Below are 19,228 nucleotides of genomic sequence, written 5' to 3' on the forward strand. Positions count from 1 at the left end.
GACTATTGCAGCTTTCCGACGACGGCTTCGATGGTCTTTTGCAGGACCGGGACGGAGACGGGTTTGACGAGGAAGTTGTTGACGCCGAGGGCGGCGGCTTTCTGGACCAGCTCGCGGTCGCCGCGGCCGGTGAGGATGATGAAGGGGGTCTTCTTGGTCGGCGGATAGGAGCGCACCGCCTTCAGGAGCTGCAGCCCGTCGAGCTTGGGCATGTTGAAGTCGGAGATGATGATGTGGCTCGGCGCGCTCATCAGCATTTTCAACGCCTCCTCGCCGTCGACGGCCATCGTGATCTGCGAAATCCCCAGCTGGTCGAGCGCATCGCGGATCAGCATCCGACTCGTGCGCTGATCGTCGACGATCAGGACTTTCAGTTGCGACTTGAAGGCCATACCTTCGTTCCTTCTCATATTCTCGAAGACCGGTTGCAGAGAGCAACCGGCCATATGCGGGGGTGCGCCAGTTCGCGGCGGACAGCGCTCACAGCCTCCCGTGACGTAATGGACCTGCCTTGCCCTCGCTGCTCGAAGGCGGCTGGCTTAACTAATCCGCGCTATTCAACACGAACTGGATTAACAAAATGTCTGCCATCGGCCTGGGAATTTTGCTATTACAGTATGTCGACAGTGGATCTGGCGTCAGCTGTAGAATACTAGTTTGTTCTAGTGAGAAATGAGCAGTGCAGATTCAGTCTTCTTGCAAAGACCACGTTCGGTTATCCGGTGGTGGCGCGGATGGGCACGGCCTGACGTCATGAAAAAATTTCGCGGGTGATGCCGTGGATCGGCACGCGCCGTTCCGCGCCGCCGAGTTCGTAGGCGACGCGCGGCATTCCGTAGACGAGGGAGGTCGCCTCGTCCTGGGCCATGGTCCTCGCGCCCTTCTCCCGCATTTCCAAGAGGCCCTGTGCCCCGTCCCGCCCCATGCCGGTGAGGATGGCGCCGGTCATGCGACCCGTGAAGTTCTGGGCAAGCGAGGAGAACAGCATGTCGACCGATGGTCGGTGGCCGTTGACCGGATCTTCCTGCGTGAGCTTCAGCCGCAGGCCTGCCTTGGTCGCGAGCGACATGTGCTGGGCGCCGGGCGCGATGTAGACCGTGCCGCGCTGGATCTCGACGCCGTTCTGGCCCTCGACCACCCTTGCCTTGCAGATCTTGTTGAGCCGCGCCGAGAACGACGACGTGAAGGCCGCGGGCAGATGCTGGACGATGAGGGTCGGCGGACAATCGGCGGGAAAGTCCGACAGGACCGTCATCAGCGCCTCGACGCCACCGGTGGAAGAGCCGATGCCGATGACGTCTGGCCAATTCGCGTTGCGAACGAGCGCCGCGCCGTTCGCCGTGGGCTGGGCCACTGCCGTCTGGCGCCGTCCGGATGCCATTCCGGCCTTGGCCTTGGCGGCTTCCTTGACCAGAGCGGGCAGGTGGTCAAGCGTATTGCCGGTGAGGCCACCCGGCTTGGAGACGCAGTCGAAGGCACCGGTCTCCAGCGCCTGCAGTGTCGCCGCGGCACCGGGCTGGGTGAGATTCGAGACCATGATCACCGGTGTCGGACGCAACCGCATGATCTTTTCGAGGAAGTCGAGGCCGTTCATGTTCGGCATCTCGATGTCGAGCGTGACGACGTCCGGGTCGAGTTCCTTCATCATGTCGCGCGCTTCCAGCGGATTGGCCGCCTCACCGACCACGTCGATGGCCGGGTCTCCCGACAGCGCGTGCTTCAGGAGCGCCCGCATGGTGCGCGAATCGTCGACGATGAGAACCCGCACCGGGCTCATTTCACCTCCCCCTCGAGGCGGCGATAGGCCGTCGTTCCCTCATAGGCGAGATATTGCGTGGCCGGGCCGGTCAGGCGTTCCGAATGACCCATGTAGAACCAGCCGCCGGGCTCGAGATAGCGGCAGTAGCGGTGCCAGATCTTCTCGCGCGTCGGCTGGTCGAAGTAGATCGTGACGTTGCGACAGAAAAGCGCCTGGAAGGTTCCCTGCATCGGCCAGTCGCCGATGAGGTTCAATTCGCGGAACGAGATCAGGTCGCGCATCGCGTCGGACACCTCGAAGGCGTCGCCGCCCTTGCCGCCCGGCGGCTTGAACCAGCGCTGCTTCAGGGCCTTCGGAACCGCTTCGAGTGTCGCCTCGTCGTAGACACCCGCACGGCCGAAGGCGATGACGTTCGGGTCGATGTCCGTTGCCAGGATCTTGATGTCGTGGTTCGGCGCGTCGGGCATCATCGACAGGAGCGTCAGCGCGATCGAATAGGGCTCGTGGCCGTTCGAGCAGCCGGCCGACCAGATCCGCACCCGCCCACCCTTCTTGGCGTCGGCGAGAAGCTGCGGCAACAGAACGGTCTTCAGATGCTCGAAATGGTGGTTTTCCCGGAAGAAATGCGTGACGTTGGTCGTCAGCGCGGCAAGCATGCTCATCCGCTCGCTGGCGCCCGCAGCGCCCTCGATGTGCGCGCAATACTCCTTGAAGCTTGCAAGGCCGAGTGCCCGAAGCCGCTTGGCCAGCCTCGAATAGACGAGATTGCTCTTTGACGGCGACAGGAGGATGCCGGAATCCGAGTGGAGGATCCTGGCGATCGTCGTGAAGTCGGAATCCGTCAGAAGGAATTCACCCGATCCGGTTCGGCCCTCTGCCTCGCGCTTGTCGGATTCGGGTCGTGCCATGGGAGTCGTGCCTTCTGTATCGCGGTTGCGTCATCCGGCAGGCGGGCTGCCGGACGGTCTGGGTACGCGGAACGAGCGGTGGATCAGGCCGCCATGTCGGTCTGCGGCAGGACGAAGTCGACGGCGATCATCGAGATCATCCGCCCCTCGAAGGCCATGACGCCGCGCACGAAGGTGCGCGCGAGTTCCGAGGCGATATCCGGTGTCGGCTGCAGCAGGTCGTCGGTGACCGTCAGAATGTCCGAGACGGCGTCAACGAGGAGGCCGACGAGCTGGCGATCGATGCGTACCACGATGACGACCGAGCGGGCCGTTGGCTGCGTTGGGCCGAAGCCTAGCCGGGCGGCGAGATCCACGATCGGCAGCACGGTGCCGCGAAGGTTGATTACGCCGACGACGAAGTTCGGCGCGTGCGGCAGCGGCGTCGCTGCAGCGAAGCCGCGGATTTCGCGCACGGCGATGATATCGACGCAGAATTCCTGCTCGCCGATCCGGAACGCGATCAGTTCGCGCATGCCGGCTTTCTCGTTGTCTTTGATATCGTTCATGACAGTTACTCCGCTGCCTGCAGGCTGTTGCCGAAATGGCTTTGTTCAAAGCGCGACGTGGCGGTCACGGCGTCGACGTCGAGGATGAGGGCGACCCGGCCGTCGCCCATGATGGTGGCCGCGGCCACGCCTTCGACGCGGCCGTAGTTCGCCTCGAGGCTCTTGATCACCACCTGGCGCTGGCCCTGGATGGCGTCGACGAGCAACGCCGAACGGCTGCCGTTTTCCGCCTCGACGAGGATCGCCACGCCCTTCATGGCGTCGGTCTGCTCGTGCCGGTAGCCGAGATGGGCCGCGACGTCGATGAGCGGCAGGAAGCTGTCGCGAACCTTGATCAGCCGCTCGTCGCTGCCGAAGCCACGCACTTCGCTCGCCTTCGGCTTCAGCGTCTCGATGATCGCCGTCAGCGGCACGACGAGGGTCTGCGTGCCGGCGGTGACGATCATGCCGTCGAGCACGGCCAGCGTCAGCGGCAGGCTCATGGTGAAGATCGAGCCTTCGCCGGGCTTGGAGGCGATGGAGACGCGGCCGCCGAGGGCCTGGATCGAGCGCTTGACCACGTCCATGCCGACGCCGCGGCCGGAGAGCTCGGAGACGACCTCCTTGGTCGAGAAGCCGGGCAGGAAGATCAGGTTGTCGGTCTCTTCGTCGGTGAGAGCCGCATCCGGGGCGATCAGTCCATTCTTGATGGCGATGTTGCGCACCACCGGGCGATTGATGCCGGCGCCGTCGTCCGAGATCTCGATGACGATGCGGCCGGAACGGTGCATGGCGGCGACGCGCACGGTGCCTTCCTCGGGCTTGCCCGCGGCACGCCGCACGTCCGGCGTCTCGACGCCGTGGTCGATGGCGTTGCGGATCATGTGCGTCAGCGGATCGGACAGCCGTTCGATGACGGTCTTGTCGACCTCGGTGCCTTCGCCCTCGGTGACGAGCCGCACCGACTTCTTCGTCGCGTCGGCGACCTCGCGCACCAGCCGCGGGAGGCGCTGGAAGACCGACTTCACCGGCTGCGCGCGGATCGCCATGACGCTGTCCTGGATCTCGCGGGTCAGCTGCTCCAGTTCGTCGAGGCCGACGGCGACGTCGGTGGCGCGGGTGAGGCCGGCCTGGGTCGCGCGCTGCGACAGCATGACCTGGTGGATGACGAGCTCGCCGACGAGGTCGATCAGCTTGTCGACACGCTCGAGGTCGACGCGGATGGTCGCGCCGGCCTGGGCGACGGGATCGGCGCTGGGAGCGGCAGCCGCGGCGGCGGGCTTGGGTGCCGCGGCCTTGGCCGGCACGGCCGGCTCGGCGGCTTGCTTCGCCGGCGCCGATGGCGACTTCTCGGTGACCGCCGGCTTGGCCGCGGCTTCGGCGGACGGAGGCGGCGCGGCCACGGGCATGGCGTCGGCCGGCTCGTCCGACAGGCCGGACTGCATGCGGGCCAGCAGTGCCGCGATCTCGGGATCGACACTTTCCTCCTCGGATTCCCCGGCGACGGCTTCGCCGCCGAGTGGCTCGATCGTCAGCTCGCAGTCGAAGGAAGCGAACTCGAAGATCTCGCGGATCGCGTCCTCGATCGGCGCCTCTGTGGCGACCTCGATGCTCCAGACCAGAAATGCGCCTTCCGGATCGAGATCGCCGAGGAGGGGGGTCTGCGAGGTATCGCAGAGGACCTGTCCGCCGCCGAGCGCCAGCACTTCGCGAATGAGGCGGGCGCTCTCATTGGCCTTGGCGTACATGTCGGGCTTCGGCTTGAAGGTGACGCGATAGCCGACCTGGGGCGCGAAGAATTCGTCGAGCTCGACGGCGACCGGGATGAAGTCGAGACCGTCCATTCCATCGCCGAACATGCCGGAGAAGGCGTCCTCCTCCTCGGCTTCCTCTTCCGCCACGTCTGCCGATGCGGCGACGGGAGCGGCCTTGCCACCCTTGGAGGCCGGGATGAGCGCCCGCAGTTCGTCGACGAGGACCTTGCTGCGCGCGGCATCGACTTCGCCGCCGTCGCGAGCGACCGTGATCAGATCGGCGAGGACGTCGGCCGAGCGGAGCATGATCCGGATGACATCGGGCGTCGCCTCGAGCCGGTTCGACCGGACCTCGTCGAGGGTCGTCTCGAAGATGTGGGCGAAATGCACGAGATCGTTGAGGTTGAAGGCGCCGGCGCCGCCCTTCACGGAGTGCACGGCCCGGAAGACGGCGTTCACCGTATCGGAATCGGCCTCGCCGTTCTCCATCGCCAGGAGACCGCTCTCCAGTTCACCCAGCTGTTCGACGCATTCCTCGAAGAATGTCGCCCTGATCTCTGCCATCGCGTCCATCGAAATCTCCTTGTCACTCTGGCGGCGGCGTTTCAGCGCGGCGCCTTCGGGCTTCTCGCCCGGCAGTTGTGCCGGGGAGCGCCCATTCTCTGTTCATTCGACGGCGACGACGGGTGTCAGGCGGCGACGCGCTTGATGGCGTCGACGAGCTTGACGGGGTCGAATGGCTTGACGATCCAGCCAGTGGCGCCTGCGCCGCGGGCTCTTGCCTTCTTCTCCGGGTCGCTCTCGGTGGAGAGGACGAGGATGGGGATGACGCGGCGGTTCACGTCGCTGCGCACTTCCTCGATGAACTGCAGGCCGTCCATGCGGGGCATGTTGACGTCGGTGATGATGACGTCGGGATAGGCCATGCCTTCGAGGACTTCGAGGCCATGCACGCCGTCCTCGGCCTGGACGACGATGAAGCCGGAATCCTGCAGCGCACGGCGCAGCATCTCGCGCATGGTGCGCGAGTCGTCGACGGTGAGAATGGTCTTGGTCATAGGGTGATCTCTTTCTCGATCAGGCTGTCGACGGAAAGGCCGAGGAGCTTGAGGCCGCTTTCGAAGCCGTCGGAGGGCTGGATGATGGAGAGCGGCGTCAGGTCCGCCTTCCAGGTGACGACGGCCGAGAGAAGGACCTGCAGGCATTGCCCGCCCAAGCGCTCGACCTTGGAGGCGTCGATGGCGATGGCCTCGCCGCGGGCGGCCAGAAAGCGCTCGGCGAGCGGCGCCGCCGCCGTCAGGTCGAGATGGGCCGGAAGGTCGATGACCAGGGCGTCCGTGGCGTCGTTCATCAGAATTCTTCCCAGCTGTCGGTGGATGCCTTCGGAGCCGCTCCGCCGTGTCCCGTCGTGCGCATCTGGGCGACGGGACGGGCGGCGACGGGGTCGTGATGGATGGCCCTGACGGGGGCGCGATGCGACGTCGCGGCGGCCCGGGTCTGGAAGCGGCCGATCAACCCTGCCAGGTCCTCGGTCTCGTCCGAAAGGTTCTGCGCGGCAGCCGTTGTCTCTTCCACCATCGCGGCGTTCTGCTGCGTGACCTTGTCCATCTGGTCGGCCGCGCCCGAGACCTCGCGGAGCGACACCGCCTGCTCCTTGGCGCTGCGGGCGATCTCGGCGACCACCGCCGACATCTCCGCGACCTGCGTGACGATCTCCTCCAGCGACTTGCCCGACGCCGTGACCAGCTCGACGCCCTCGCCGACCTGTTTCGACGAGGTCGAGATCAGCGCCTTGATCTCCTTGGCCGCTTCCGCCGAGCGCTGGGCGAGCCCGCGCACTTCCTGCGCGACGACGGCAAAGCCGCGGCCCGCCTCGCCCGCCCGCGCCGCCTCGACGCCGGCGTTGAGGGCCAGAAGGTTGGTCTGGAAGGCGATCTCGTCGATGACGCCGATGATCTTGCCGATTTCCTCCGAGGAATGCTCGATCTGGCTCATCGCCGCGACCGCCTTGGCGACGATCTCGCCGCCCTTCTCGGCATTCTTCTGCGCCGCCGTCGCGCCGACCTGGGCCTGGGCTGCGCCCTCCGCCGTCTGGTTGACGCCCGTCGTCACTTCCGACAGCGCCGCGACCGTCTCCTCGAGGCTCGCCGCCTGCTGCTCGGTGCGCTGGGCGAGGTCGTTGGAGGCGACGGTGATCTCGGTCAGGCCGGTGCGGATGGCGGTGATCGAATGAACCACCGATCCCATCGCGTCTTCCAGCTTGCCGACGCTGTCGTTGAACAGGCCGCGCAAGGCTTCGTAGTCGGAGGCGAAGGGCTTGTCCAAGCGGGCCAGAAGGTCACCGGCCGCCAGACGCTGGAAGCCGACCGCGACCTCGCTCATGAAGAACTCGTGCGCCCGAACGTATTCCTCGGAGGCCATTTCCGTCTGCTTGGCACGCATCTCGTCGGCGCGACGGGCCTCCTCCGCGGCAATGGCGAGGCGCTCACGGTCCATGGAAACCTGCTTCAGACCGTCGAAGGCTGACGCCATCTGGCCGACTTCGTCCTTGCGGCCGAGAGCCGGAACCTCGATCGTGGTGTCGCCGCCGGCGAGCCGCTGCATGGCGTTGCGCAGCATGATGACGGGCGAGGCGATGGCGCGGGTGAGAAGCAGCCCGAGGCCGGCGGCCGCGGCGATCAGCAGGGCCATGCTGACGAGGAGCACCGTCTGGGCGTTCTGATAGGCGGCATTCTGGGCTGCGGTCTCTCCTGCGATCCCTGCCCTTTCGTCGTCCTTTATCTTGTCCAGCCCTTCCTCGACCGGATCGATGTAGCTGGCGGCCGCGTCCGAGCTGAGAAGGGCGACAGCCTGCGGATAGGTCGCTTCGTCGCGGGCGAAGGCCACAGCAGGGTCGGCAATGTTGAGATGCCATGCGGCCAGGTCGGCTTCGATCTTGTCGAGAGCGGCCGTCAGTTCCGGTGTCATGACCGAGGTCTTGCGGACCTCACCCAGATGCTTTCCAAAGGTTGCGTAGTGCTTCTTCACTCGCTCGGAATAGTAGCTGTCCTTGGTGATGAGAAAGCCGCGCAGGGAGTTCTCCTGACGCGTCAGGGCGCCGCGTGCCTCCAGTGTTTCTGCGATGATCGTATTGTGTCCGTCCGTCACGAGCCGCGCTTCTTCGATCGTCAACATGTTGGCGCGGACGGCCACCCCCATCGTGGCTGCACCGATGATCATGATCGCGAACGCCGTTCCGATCTTCTTGGCAATGGAGATATCCGAAAATCGCATCTGCTGGCCTCAACACGTTCTGCTCAGAGGGAGTATGATAATCGGTGACGATTAACTATCATAAGTCCTGCTTAATTCTTTCTCAAAAACGATAACTCAAAATCCTGAAGCGATGATTACTCACTGATCTATTGTGGAGCGGGTCGCAGTTCTAATTGCTCATCTATAGGCGAGGTTGGTTGAGAAACCCTTGAGGTGGGGAGGGTGATTTCGGTGGTCGCGATCCGCGCATCCCTTTCGGCGCAGGGTGCGCGGGGCGACTGTCCACGACGGAGCTTGGTCCGACCTGATGTGTTGCGGCAGCGACAAGCGTCATCGGAAAAGGAGCGTTCCCTCCAGCGCTCCGGGAATTTTGCCGAAAACGCCGGAAACGCTGGCTCTCTCAGTTTGCCGCGCCGGATGTTTCGAGAAAGCGGATTTCACTTTTGCGCCCGGCGCTCCGGCGCGGGGCGGCGAGGTCGAAGACAAGGGTGTCGCGGAGCGGCGTTCAGCCGGGCTGCTGCCGTTCGTGGTCGATCACGGCCAGGAAGGCCTCGCCATAACGTTCGAGCTTGGCCTGGCCGATGCCGGGAAGGGCGATCATCGCCTCGAGGCTGCCGGGCGGTGTCAGCGACATGGCCCGGAGCGTGGCGTCCTGGAAGACGACATAGGGCGGCACGCCCTGCTCCTTGGCGATGCGCAGGCGCTCGGCCCTGAGCGCCTGGAACAGGCGCTGCGCGCCCTCCGGCATGTCGGCGGCGGCCGGCGAGGCGAAGCCCGACCGCCGCGTCTCGGTCGCCTTGCGCGGCCGATCCTTGCGCAAGGTGATCTGGCGCTCGCCGCGAAACACCGCGCGCGCGCCCTCACCGAGCTTCAGGGCGCCGTGCGCGGCGTGGTCGACGACGAGGAGACCGCTCGCCGTCAGCTGCCGCAGGATCGATTGCCAGACCTTGGCGTCGATGTCCTTGCCGGCGCCGAACACCGCCGGGCTTTCATGGCCGAAGCGCTGCACCTTTTCCGTCACCTTGCCGGTGAGGACGTCGACGACATGTCCGGCGCCGAAACGCTCGCCGGTGCGATAGACCGCAGCCATCGCCTTCACCGCCGCATCGGTGCCGTCGAAGGTCTCGACCGGCGAGCGGCAGGTGTCGCAATTGCCGCAGGCATGGTCGTAGGCCTCGCCGAAATAGGCAAGCAGCGCCCGGCGCCGGCAGTCCACCGTCTCGCAGAGGCCGAGGAGGGCGGTCAGCTTGCCGCGCTCGACGCGCTTGATCTCCTCCGGCGCCTGGCCGTCGTCGATCATCCGTCGCCGCTGCACCACGTCGCCCATGCCGTAGCTCATCCAGGCGGCGGCCGGCTGGCCGTCGCGGCCGGCGCGGCCCGTCTCCTGGTAGTAGGCTTCGATCGAGGAGGGCAGGTCGAGATGGGCGACATAGCGCACGTCCGGCTTGTCGATGCCCATGCCGAAAGCCACCGTCGCGACCAGGCAGAGATTGTCCTCCTTCAGGAAAGCGTCCTGGTGGGCGGCCCGCCGGCCGGCATCCATGCCGGCATGATAGGGCAGAGCGCGGATGCCCTGGGCCGACAGCCAGGTCGCGGTGTCGTCGACCTTGGCGCGCGACAGGCAATAGACGATGCCGCTGTCGCCCGCGTGCGCGGCGAGGAATTTCAGGAGCTGCTGGCGGGCATTGTCGCGCTCGACGATGGAATAGGAGATGTTCGGCCGGTCGAAGCTCGAGGAGAAGACGCGCGCCTCTCCCAGATCCAGCCGCTCGATGATGTCGGCGCGGGTCATCGGATCGGCGGTGGCGGTCAGGGCGATGCGCGGCACGCCCGGAAACAGCGCGCCGAGGCTGGCGAGCTCGCGGTAGTCCGGCCGGAAGTCGTGCCCCCACTGGCTGACGCAATGCGCCTCGTCGATGGCGATCAGCGCCACTTTCGCGTCCTGCAGCATGCGGCGGAAGCCGGGCGTCGACGCGCGCTCCGGCGCGACATAGAGAAGGTCAAGCGTGCCCGCGGCGATCTGGCGGCGGATATCGCTCGCCTCTTCCGGCGCGATCGAGGAGTTCAGCGCCGCGGCCGAGACGCCCGCCTGGCGCAAAGCCTCGACCTGGTCGCGCATCAAGGCGATCAGCGGCGAGACGATGATCGCGACACCCTGGCGGCAGAGCGCCGGCACCTGGTAGCAGGCCGACTTGCCCGCGCCCGTCGGAAACAGCACGACGGCATCGCCGCCGGCGGTGACATGGCGGACGACGTCTTCCTGCTGGCCCCGGAAGGACGCATGGCCGAAGACGTCCCGGAGGACGTCGGAAGGATCCTTCAGCGTGGTCCTGGCTCCTTGCTTCGGAAGGCGCGATCGCCGCCGGCCGTCGAGACTGGGCTTGCCCGCGGGATAGGGCAATCGAGTTCTGCCCGTCAACGCCTAGGCGCCGCCGACAGGTCACATGCCCGGACACCGGTAGCGCTTCCAGACGCGGAAGGCGTCACATTACGGCAACAGTGAGGCTCAGATACCATTGCAGCGCAGAACTTGACTCCAATTATCATAATAAAACGGCTAGGGATCCATCGATAGTCAGGAGCCTACCATGTCCGCTGCCGCCCGCCGCACCCAGACCCTGTTGCTGATATCCTGTGCCTTCGGGGCCTTGCTCGTCCCCGCCGTTGCCCAGGACGCCATCGTCCTCGATACGGTGACCCTGCAGGGCGGTGCGAGCGAGGGCACAGGCACCGACGGAACCCTGGCCGCCGACAGCAACCTTGGCGTGCCGAAGCAGAGCGTGTCGTCGACCAAGGGCGCCGGGTCCCGGCTCGAGAGCCCACAGCCGGTCTCGGTGATCGGGCAGGACCAGCTCGATCTCCGCAACGTCCAGTCCGTCGACGAGGCGACGCGTTACTCCTCTGGCGTCCAGGGCCAGAAGTTCGGCAACAACAACCGGCTGGACTGGTTCAACATCCGCGGCTTCCCGGCCAACGAGGACGGCCTGTATCTGGATGGCCTCGCCCTGTTCTCGACCGCGTTCGCGACCTGGCAAGTCGATCCGGTACTGCTCGAGCGCGTCGAGGTGCTGAAGGGCCCGGCCTCGGTGCTGTACGGCGGCAGCTCGCCGGGCGGTCTCGTCAACCTCATCGCCAAGCGCCCGACCAAGACGGCGCAAGGGTCGATCGAGGTCGGCATCAACGAATACGGTCAGGCCTATACCGCCCTCGACAGCAGTGGTCCGCTCGACGCCGAAGGCGTCTGGAGCTACCGGCTGAACACCAAGCTCTTCGGCGGCGACTACTATGCGGACGAAGGCGACGAGTTCCGCGGCCTGATCGCACCGACCTTCACCTGGGCGCCGGACGCGCAGACGAATTTCACCCTCTATGGCTCGTATCAGCGCGACGATTCCAACAACGTCCCGGGCTTCCTGCCCTATGAGGGAACGGTGCGCCCCGCATCCTACGGCAAGATCGACCGCAAGCTCTTCACGAGCGACACGACGGTCGACGAATTCACCCGCGACCAGGCGATGATCGGCTACGAGTTCGAGCACTCGTTCAACGAGACCTTCACGGTGCGCCAGAAGGCCCGCTACGCCCATCTCGAATCGACCTATGCGCTGGCCTACGGCAACGGCTACGTGACCCCGGGCGGCTCGGAACTCGCGCGCATCCACTTCCGCACCGACCCGGTGGCCGACACCGTCACCATCGACAACCAGGTCGAGGCGCTCTTCGCCACGGGCGCGGTCGACCACAAGGTGCTCGCCGGCCTCGACTACCGCTACTACAAACTCGACCAGAGCCAGGCGGTGTCGGCCTGGAACGGACCGGGAGGGCTCGGCACGGCGCTCGACCTGCTGAGCCCGGACTACGGCGTCGGCCAGCCGCCGCTCGGCGCGCCCTATATCGACAACACCCAGACGCTGAGCCAGACCGGTCTCTACATCCAGGACCAGATGACGGCCGACAAGCTCGTGGTGACGCTGAACGCGCGCTACGATTTCCTGAACACGGAACTCGACAACCGCCTCGGCACGGACGCCGACGAAGACGAGGGCGCCTTCAGTGGCCGGGCCGGCGTCGCCTATCTCTTCGACAACGGCATCACGCCCTATGCCACCTACTCCCGGTTCTTCACCCCGGTTCTCGGCCTCGACTCGGCCGGGACGCCTTTCGAGTCCGGTGACGGCGACCAGGTCGAGGCCGGCATCAAGTATCAGCCGACCGGCTTCGACGGCTTCTTCACCGCCTCGGTCTTCGACCTCACCCGCGGCAATGTGCTGACGAACGACGTCGCCGGCAACAATCCGTTCCAGCAGGTCCAGACCGGTGAAATCCGGTCGCAGGGTTTCGAGCTCGAGGGCACCGTGGGCCTCGGCAACGGCTTCAGCCTCCTGGCCGCCTATACCAATTTCGATCTCGAAGTGACGGAGTCCAGCGACGTCGACCTCGGCAAGGTGCCGGTGGCCATTCCCGAACAGTTCGCCTCGCTCTGGGTCGACTATGCCTTCCAGTCGGACGCCTTGACCGGTCTTCGCCTCGGCGGCGGCCTGCGCTGGAACGGTAGGAGCTATGCCGACAAGGCGAACACGCTGGAGGTGCCGGACTACACCGTCGTCGACGCCTCGATCTCCTACGAGAAGGACAACTGGAAGGGCCAGCTCAACGCTTCCAACCTCTTCGACAAGAAGGCCGTGGCCTCGTGCCAGGACGCCAATTCCTGCTTCTACGCCGATGCCCGTAAGGTCACTGCGAGCCTGACCTACTCCTGGTAGGCAGGCCATCACACATGCCGTCCGCCGCAAACCGCGGCGGGCGCATTCGTCTTCGCGCCTCCCCGGAGAGGCGGACGCGCATCAGGAAGCCTTACCCGCCACGAGGGCCTCGAGGTCGCGCAGGACATCGTCCATGTCGTGCGACTCCCCGGCGGCGATCTGCTCTCGTCCCCGGCGTATGGACAGAATATCCTCCCCTTCGCCGACGAGCTACGACCGGAGCGCCCGCACGATGACCCAGCTCCGGGTGCGATCACAGTCGTCTCAGGCTGTCGAGCCGTCAAAGCATCCGCCAGGCTTATGCGGATCTGCAGATGTCCTCGCGTCCGTCACTCCGCCGCGACGAGCGTGTCCTGCGCCGCGACGAGGCGGGCGTAGGCGCCGCCTCTGGCGAGAAGCGCTGTGTGTGAGCCCTCCTCGACGATGCGCCCGTCGGCGACGACGACGATGCGGTCGGCATGGCGGACGGTCGACAGGCGGTGGGCGATGATCAGCGTCGTGCGGCCGCGGGCCAGTTCCGCCAGCGAGGCCTGGATCGCGCGCTCGGTCTCGGTGTCGAGCGCGGAGGTCGCCTCGTCGAGAATCAGCACCGCCGGATCCTTCAGGAACATCCGGGCGATCGACAGGCGCTGCTTCTGTCCGCCGGACAGTTTCACGCCGCGCTCGCCGACGACCGTATCGATGCCGTCCGGCAGAGCCGCGATAGTGGCGGTGAGATGCGCCTTGTCGACGGCGGACCTGATCTCGGCCTCGCTGGCGCCGAGGCGGCCATAGGCGATGTTCTCGCGCACCGTGCCGCCGAAGAGGAACACGTCCTGCTGCACGACGCCGATTTCGGCGCGCAGCGAGGCCAGCTGGATATCGCGGATATCGATGCCGTCGACGAGGATCGCCCCCTCGGTCACGTCGTAGAAGCGCGGCACCAGCGAGCAGATCGTCGTCTTGCCCGCACCGGACGGGCCGACGAAGGCGACGGTCTCGCCGGACGCGACGGCAAAATCGATGCCCCGCAAGACCTCGCGTCCGCGCGCGTAGCTGAAATGCACGCCGCGAAAGGCGATGTCGCCGCGCACCGCGCCGAGGGCCACGGCGCCGGGGCGGTCGACGATGTCGGGCTCGGTGTCCAGGAACTCGGTGTAGCGGCGAAAGCCGGCGATCCCCTTGGGATAGGTCTCGAGCACCGCGGCGATCTTCTCGACCGGACGGAAGAAGACGTTGACGAGGAGGAGGAAGCCGATGAAGCCGCCGATCGACAGATCTCCGGCCATGACGAACCAGGTGCCGGCGACCATGACGATCACCTGCGTCAGGCGCATCGACAGGTAGTTCAGCGACTGGCTGGCGGTCATGATGCGGTAGGCATCGAGCTTGCGGGCGCGATAGTTCTGGTTGTTGACGGCGAACAGCGCCCGCTCGTGGTCCTCGTTGGCGAAGGATTTGACGACGCGGATGCCGCCGACATTCTCCTCGATCCGGGCGTTGAAGTCGCCGACCGAGCCGTAGATCGTATGCCAGGCCTGCGTCATCCGGTTGCCGTAGCGGGTCGTGACGAAGGTGCCGAAGGGCACGACGACGGCGGTGATGAGCGCCAGTTCGACATGTACCGTGACCATCAGCGCGAAGGCGCCGATGAAGGTCATGACGGCGATGAAGAGATCCTCCGGGCCATGATGGGCCACCTCGCCGATCTCTTCGAGATCCTTGGTCAGGCGGCCGACGAGGTGGCCGGTCTTCTGATTGTCGAAATAGCCGAAGGAGAGTTTCTGCAGATGGTCGAAGGCTCTGCGGCGCATCTCGGTCTCGATGTTGATCCCGAGCATGTGGCCCCAGTAGTTCACCACGCCCATCAACCCGGCATTCAAGACGTAGATCGCAAGGAGCCCGGCCGACGCGAGGAGAATCAGCGACCAGTCGTTGCCCGGCAGAAGGTCATCGACGAAGACCTTGACCGCGATGGGAAAGCCGAGCTCGAGGAGGCCGGCGAGAACGGCGCAGCCGAAGTCGAGCAGGAACAGGCCCCGCCAGGGGGTGTAATAGGAGAAGAAGCGGGCGAGCATGGGGTCGGTCCTGTCCTGGCCGCCCGTTGCGGACTGCCGTCCTGTCACTGACGCCTCAGGCGTCCGCGCGTGCCTCTTCGCCGGCTGCGCCCTTGCGCCAATAGGCGACGAGGTGGTGCCTGTCACGCGGCAGTTTCCATTCCGTCCGCACACGCTTGCGCAAACGCCGGAAATCGGTGAACTCGCAGCCCGCCCAGACATAGGTATCGGGCTCGAGGCCCTCGGCCCCGTCGAGGACGTCGGCAAGCCCCTTCGGGGCGCCCGGGCGGGGGGCCTCGCGGTGCAGCCATTCGATGCTGACGTCTGCGGCCGATCGCAGCGTCTGCTCCTCGTCCGGGCCGGCGACCTCGATCACGGCCCTTGCGCGCGCGCTCCTTGGCAGGGCTTCGAGGATGCGGGCGATGGCCGGCAGCGCGGTCTCGTCGCCGAGGAGGAGGAGCTGCTCCGCCTTCGGCATCCGTCCGCTCGGCCCGGTCATGCCGACGCGGTCGCCTGGCTTTGCCGTCATCGCGAAGCGCGAGCCCGGCGTCGTGTCGCCGTCATGACGCAGGATGTCGATCCAGACTTCGGCAGTTTCCAGGTCGACGTGGCGGATGGTGTAGATGCGGGCCGTGAGTTCGTCTTCGCCGACTGGCCAGATCGGGCAGCCGTCTTCGCCGAGCCAGGGCCAGACAGGCTGGCGCCCGGCGGGGGGAAAGATCAGCCGCACATGCAGCCCGTCGCTGGCGAAGCGCCCGAGGTCATCGCCGGTCAGGACCACCCTGCGCATGCGCGGCGTCACGTCCAAGGTGCGCACGACGCGCATTTCCCGAAAGAACGCCGGGGAGCGGCCATTGCCGTCCCCTTTCCAGGTGATGTCGAGCACTTCAGGCTCGGCAAAGGCACGGACATGGTAGACGATGCCCATCTTGACGTAGGACAGGCCCGTCTCGTCGTCGCCGACGGCTACGACCGTGAGCCGGTCGCCGAGGACCTCGACCTCCGCCGTGCCGTATTCGAAGGTGATCGTCGAGCGCGTCGCCGCGCGCTCGACCACGCAATGCTCGGTCATATGGTCGCAGAGTTTGTCGTGGACCGTCGCGGCGTCAGCCAGAAAGATCGTCGAGCGGGCCTTCAACATGCGATATTCCGTTACAGGGGCCCGGTCGACGACCGCGGCAGGCCTCTGCGCTATAATTCATGATGTAAATTGTCAAGTTTAGCCTTGGCTGAGGCGCGCAGGACGAGGACATCCGCCGCAATCGGCAGTTCACAGACGAATTCCGAGAGAGCACTACAGCGACTGCGGTATCGCAAACAGCGGCACCTTTGCGGATGGTCCAGAGTTGCACGCTACCGCGCCCGAACCGGAGCAGCTCTCATCCGATCGTGTTTCGGCCGGCCATGCCCAGCCATTTCAATCTCAAACGGCGCGCCAACCGAGCTGTCAGCGACGCGGGGGACCTGCGCGGCCGGGGCCGCTGGCCTGGGGATGCTGCGTCGTCGGCTGGCCGGGCATGCCGACGGCCGCCTCATCGGCCCCGAATTCATAGTCGTCGGCGCCGATGATATCGTTCAGCCGGCCCTTGCCGAGACCGATCGCCTTTTCGAGTGGCGGCGCGTTGGACCGTGTCTTGCCGGTATCGGTCATCCCAGGGCTCCTCCTCACAGTTTTCTGACTTTGGGCGGTTCAGCCGGACTGTTTGGGGCTGCTGCCCTCGGCCGCCTGCTGGGTCGACGTCGTCGGCCGGGCATTGCGTGCGCTGTTCCAACCTTCCATCCACTCGGCCCTGAGGGTCGAGCCGATCGGATAGCCACAGGCGGACATCGGTAGGTTACTGGTGAATGCCAAGTGACCCTGGTCTCGTGCATCGGTGCGCATGATCGTCTCCTCCGCAATATCTATGCAAAGGGCCGGCAGCTTCCATAAAGGATTGTCGGTGACCGAATTCGGGTTCGGCAATCCGGCCCTGTCACGAATCTGCAGCGGAATGGTCTGAAGTCAAGAAAAGTGGTGTCGCCGACGACGGCCGCTGCGACCAACATGCCGGGAAGACGCGAACGGCCCCGAGCGGGGCCGTCCTCAGTTCGGCGGGTCAAAGGATGTCAGATCGTCGCCGGCAGATGCGGCGAGCCGTAATAGTCGTCGACGCGGCGGCCATAGTCGCGGTCGTTCCAGTCGGGACGGCTGGCCGCGGCATAACGCGGCGCGCCTTCCAGCCGGTCGCGGTCGATATCGACGACATAGCCGCCCTTCGCCTCGTCGTAGTCGAGCTGATCCCACGGCAGTGGATGATACTCCTCGCCGATCCCGAGAAAGCCGCCAAACGACATGATGGCGTATTTCACGCGCCCGTCGCGTTTCCCGATGACGACGTCGTAGATCTCGCCGAGATGCTCGCCGGCGCGATTGTAGACATGCGTGTTGGTCACGCGGCTGGCTTCGATATTGCTGGGAGCGACCGTGTCGGACATTGTAACCTCCTGATTTCCCTTAATGGGTTCAGGAGTGTAACGGGCTCGCCCCCGGCAACGTTCCGGTTTGCCACCCGGCCTCGCCAAGAGATTTCCGCGGTGCCGCCCACGGCCTGCCCGGCCCGCCCCGCAGGCTCCGGCAAGTCAGGGCCTGCCTCAGCTGTCCTGGATGGCCGGCCACTGGTGGTGGAACGTGCCGTCCTTGTCCAGGCGGTGGAAAGTATGAGCGCCAAAAAGGTCGCGCTGTCCCTGGATGAGGTTGGCGGTACCGCGCGAGCGCCGGTAGTCATCGAAATAGGCGAGCGCGGCAGACAGCGCCGGGACCGGGATCCCGGCAAGCGCGGCCTTGGAAACGACCTGGCGCAACGCCGCCTGACCCCTGGCGACGCGTTCGACGAAACTCGGCGCCTGCAGGAGGTTCACGACCGTTCCGCCGGTCTCAAAGGCCTTTGCGATGTCGTCGAGGAAGCGCGAGCGGATGATGCAGCCGGCGCGCCAGATGCGGGCGATGTCGCCGAGCGGCAGGTTCCAGCCGAAGACGGTCGACGCCTCGGCCATGGTGGCATAGCCCTGCGCATAGGCGATGATCTTGGCGGTCTCGAGCGCATCTTCGAGTTCGGATAGGCCTGCGCTCTCGCCGGCAAAGCCCGAGGCCGCGGGCGCGACGTGCTTATAAAGGCCGGCGGCGCTCTGGCGCTCGGTCCGGCGGGAGGAAACGCCGCGCGCCGAGACGGCCGCCTCCAGCGTCGTCGCGCCGATGCCAAGCTTTTGCGCCTCGATCACGGCCCAGCGTCCCGTGCCTTTCTGCCCGGCTTCGTCGAGAATGACGTCGACCATCGGCCGGCCGGTGTCCGGGTCCGTCTCGGCGAGAACCGCGGCGGTGATCTCGATGAGGTAGGAGGACAGGCCGCGCGTGTTCCAGTCGGCGAAGATCGCGGCCATCGCGTCCGGTTTGAGGTCGAGGCCGTCGCGCAGGATGCCGTAGACTTCGGCGATCATCTGCATGTCGGCATATTCGATGCCGTTGTGAATGGTTTTCACGAAATGGCCGGCGCCGTCTGTCCCGAGCCATGCGACGCAGGGCTCGCCATGGTACTGGGCCGCCACCGGCTCGAGAATTGGCCGCAACTGCCGCCACACGCTTTCCTCGCCGCCGACCATGATCGAGGGTCCATGTCGCGCGCCGAGCTCGCCGCCGGAGACGCCCATGCCGACGAAGTGGATGCCCGAGCCCTCGACGCGCTTCGTGCGGCGTACGGTGTCGTTGAAATCGGCATTGCCGGCATCGATCATGATGTCGCCTGGCGACAGCAGAGGCATGACGAGGTCGATCTGCTCGTCCACCGGCGCGCCGGCATTGACCATGAACAGAACGACGCGCGGGCTCTTCAGGCCTGCGACGAAGTCCTCGATCGTCTCGGTCGGCAGAAGGTTGTCGGCGAGCGCCGCATTGTCCTCGCGCAGGTCGAAGGCCTTCTCCGTCGTGCGGTTGTGGAGGGCCACGGCAAAGCCTTCCTCGGCAATGTTCAGCGCCAGATTGGCGCCCATCGTGCCGAGACCGAGCACACCGATATCCGCCGGTTGGGAAGTCATGATCATCTCCTTGGGACATTCGCGGCGTCGTCGCACGCTGTCTTGGCCGTTCCGGCACATGCCCTCGCCGACGAGAGGGTCGTGCCCCGGATGACGGTCCGAGGACGACTGACGCCACGTATTAAGGCCGCCCGATACCCCCGGCAAGGCGGCTCGGG

At 65.9% G+C, this 19,228-nt stretch carries 16 protein-coding genes; 1 reads left to right on the forward strand and 15 read right to left on the reverse strand.

Features of this window, described 5'->3' with window-relative positions; all coding sequences use genetic code 11:
* Nucleotides 1-2 precede the first annotated feature (2 nt).
* The 9 genes from Sa4125_RS01230 to recQ form a co-directional block, all read right to left on the reverse strand.
* Nucleotides 3-392: a response regulator gene (locus Sa4125_RS01230; RefSeq protein WP_224000347.1), complete on the reverse strand. Its 390-nt coding sequence runs from the start codon at nt 390-392 to the stop codon at nt 3-5.
* Nucleotides 393-751: 359 nt separating this feature from the next.
* Complete coding sequence (locus tag Sa4125_RS01235; protein ID WP_224002864.1) at nt 752-1,777, reverse strand: chemotaxis response regulator protein-glutamate methylesterase; 1,026 nt, start codon at nt 1,775-1,777, stop codon at nt 752-754.
* Nucleotides 1,774-2,667: a protein-glutamate O-methyltransferase gene (locus Sa4125_RS01240; RefSeq protein ID WP_224002871.1), complete on the reverse strand. Its 894-nt coding sequence runs from the start codon at nt 2,665-2,667 to the stop codon at nt 1,774-1,776. The genes Sa4125_RS01235 and Sa4125_RS01240 overlap by 4 nt, the downstream gene beginning before the upstream one ends.
* A gap of 83 nt (nt 2,668-2,750) precedes the next feature.
* A complete protein-coding gene (locus Sa4125_RS01245) occupies nt 2,751-3,215 on the reverse strand; it encodes a chemotaxis protein CheW (protein WP_188849065.1) in 465 nt (154 codons plus the stop codon).
* A gap of 5 nt (nt 3,216-3,220) precedes the next feature.
* Nucleotides 3,221-5,521, reverse strand: coding sequence for a chemotaxis protein CheA (locus Sa4125_RS01250; RefSeq protein ID WP_224002873.1), 2,301 nt, complete (start codon nt 5,519-5,521; stop codon nt 3,221-3,223).
* Nucleotides 5,522-5,637: 116 nt separating this feature from the next.
* Complete coding sequence (locus Sa4125_RS01255) at nt 5,638-6,006, reverse strand: response regulator (protein ID WP_224000346.1); 369 nt, start codon at nt 6,004-6,006, stop codon at nt 5,638-5,640.
* Nucleotides 6,003-6,299 (reverse strand): STAS domain-containing protein, encoded by a 297-nt coding sequence (locus Sa4125_RS01260; protein ID WP_224000345.1) that lies wholly within the window; start codon nt 6,297-6,299, stop codon nt 6,003-6,005. Before Sa4125_RS01260 ends, Sa4125_RS01255 begins: the two co-directional genes overlap by 4 nt.
* Nucleotides 6,299-8,221 carry a methyl-accepting chemotaxis protein gene (locus tag Sa4125_RS01265; RefSeq protein WP_224002875.1) on the reverse strand — a complete coding sequence of 641 codons (1,923 nt, stop codon included), beginning with the start codon at nt 8,219-8,221 and terminating at the stop codon, nt 6,299-6,301. The genes Sa4125_RS01260 and Sa4125_RS01265 overlap by 1 nt, the downstream gene beginning before the upstream one ends.
* Before the next feature lie 487 nt (nt 8,222-8,708).
* Nucleotides 8,709-10,526, reverse strand: coding sequence for a DNA helicase RecQ (recQ, locus tag Sa4125_RS01270; protein WP_224007419.1), 1,818 nt, complete (start codon nt 10,524-10,526; stop codon nt 8,709-8,711).
* A gap of 265 nt (nt 10,527-10,791) precedes the next feature.
* Here recQ and Sa4125_RS01275 point away from each other — a divergent pair, with 265 nt between their 5' ends.
* Nucleotides 10,792-12,966, forward strand: a complete 2,175-nt coding sequence (locus Sa4125_RS01275) for a TonB-dependent siderophore receptor (RefSeq protein ID WP_224002877.1) — start codon at nt 10,792-10,794, stop codon at nt 12,964-12,966.
* Between the two features lie 329 nt (nt 12,967-13,295).
* Here Sa4125_RS01275 and Sa4125_RS01280 read toward each other — a convergent pair whose 3' ends face one another.
* The 6 genes from Sa4125_RS01280 to gndA form a co-directional block, all read right to left on the reverse strand.
* Nucleotides 13,296-15,023: an ABC transporter ATP-binding protein gene (locus Sa4125_RS01280; RefSeq protein WP_224002879.1), complete on the reverse strand. Its 1,728-nt coding sequence runs from the start codon at nt 15,021-15,023 to the stop codon at nt 13,296-13,298.
* A 55-nt stretch (nt 15,024-15,078) separates the two neighbouring features.
* A complete protein-coding gene (locus tag Sa4125_RS01285; protein ID WP_224002881.1) occupies nt 15,079-16,143 on the reverse strand; it encodes a siderophore-interacting protein in 1,065 nt (354 codons plus the stop codon).
* 306 nt (nt 16,144-16,449) lie between these two features.
* The gene (locus Sa4125_RS01290; RefSeq protein ID WP_224002884.1) at nt 16,450-16,653 is read right to left on the reverse strand and encodes a hypothetical protein; all 204 of its coding nucleotides are present in this window, start codon (nt 16,651-16,653) and stop codon (nt 16,450-16,452) included.
* 39 nt (nt 16,654-16,692) lie between these two features.
* Nucleotides 16,693-16,884, reverse strand: coding sequence for an Rmf/CrpP family protein (locus Sa4125_RS01295; protein ID WP_224002886.1), 192 nt, complete (start codon nt 16,882-16,884; stop codon nt 16,693-16,695).
* Between the two features lie 224 nt (nt 16,885-17,108).
* Nucleotides 17,109-17,477 (reverse strand): PRC-barrel domain-containing protein, encoded by a 369-nt coding sequence (locus Sa4125_RS01300; RefSeq protein WP_224002888.1) that lies wholly within the window; start codon nt 17,475-17,477, stop codon nt 17,109-17,111.
* A 156-nt stretch (nt 17,478-17,633) separates the two neighbouring features.
* Entirely contained in the window at nt 17,634-19,070 is a 1,437-nt protein-coding gene (gene gndA, locus Sa4125_RS01305) for an NADP-dependent phosphogluconate dehydrogenase (RefSeq protein WP_224002890.1), read from the reverse strand.
* Nucleotides 19,071-19,228: the final 158 nt, after the last annotated feature.

It is taken from the genome of Aureimonas sp. SA4125, assembly GCF_019973775.1.
Lineage (GTDB): Bacteria > Pseudomonadota > Alphaproteobacteria > Rhizobiales > Rhizobiaceae > Plantimonas.

Bases quoted from the DNA above. Each gene is read 5' to 3' on its own strand.
- Sa4125_RS01240 (WP_224002871.1), bottom strand. From the start codon at position 2,667: ATGGCACGACCCGAATCCGACAAGCGCGAGGCAGAGGGCCGAACCGGA.
- Sa4125_RS01245 (WP_188849065.1), bottom strand. From the start codon at position 3,215: ATGAACGATATCAAAGACAACGAGAAAGCCGGCATGCGCGAACTGATC.
- Sa4125_RS01290 (WP_224002884.1), bottom strand. From the start codon at position 16,653: ATGACCGATACCGGCAAGACACGGTCCAACGCGCCGCCACTCGAAAAG.
- Sa4125_RS01275 (WP_224002877.1), top strand. From the start codon at position 10,792: ATGTCCGCTGCCGCCCGCCGCACCCAGACCCTGTTGCTGATATCCTGT.
- Sa4125_RS01255 (WP_224000346.1), bottom strand. From the start codon at position 6,006: ATGACCAAGACCATTCTCACCGTCGACGACTCGCGCACCATGCGCGAG.
- Sa4125_RS01285 (WP_224002881.1), bottom strand. From the start codon at position 16,143: ATGTTGAAGGCCCGCTCGACGATCTTTCTGGCTGACGCCGCGACGGTC.
- gndA (WP_224002890.1), bottom strand. From the start codon at position 19,070: ATGACTTCCCAACCGGCGGATATCGGTGTGCTCGGTCTCGGCACGATG.
- Sa4125_RS01235 (WP_224002864.1), bottom strand. From the start codon at position 1,777: ATGAGCCCGGTGCGGGTTCTCATCGTCGACGATTCGCGCACCATGCGG.
- Sa4125_RS01260 (WP_224000345.1), bottom strand. From the start codon at position 6,299: ATGAACGACGCCACGGACGCCCTGGTCATCGACCTTCCGGCCCATCTC.
- Sa4125_RS01265 (WP_224002875.1), bottom strand. From the start codon at position 8,221: ATGCGATTTTCGGATATCTCCATTGCCAAGAAGATCGGAACGGCGTTC.
- Sa4125_RS01300 (WP_224002888.1), bottom strand. From the start codon at position 17,477: ATGTCCGACACGGTCGCTCCCAGCAATATCGAAGCCAGCCGCGTGACC.
- Sa4125_RS01295 (WP_224002886.1), bottom strand. From the start codon at position 16,884: ATGCGCACCGATGCACGAGACCAGGGTCACTTGGCATTCACCAGTAAC.
- Sa4125_RS01250 (WP_224002873.1), bottom strand. From the start codon at position 5,521: ATGGACGCGATGGCAGAGATCAGGGCGACATTCTTCGAGGAATGCGTC.
- Sa4125_RS01230 (WP_224000347.1), bottom strand. From the start codon at position 392: ATGGCCTTCAAGTCGCAACTGAAAGTCCTGATCGTCGACGATCAGCGC.
- Sa4125_RS01280 (WP_224002879.1), bottom strand. From the start codon at position 15,023: ATGCTCGCCCGCTTCTTCTCCTATTACACCCCCTGGCGGGGCCTGTTC.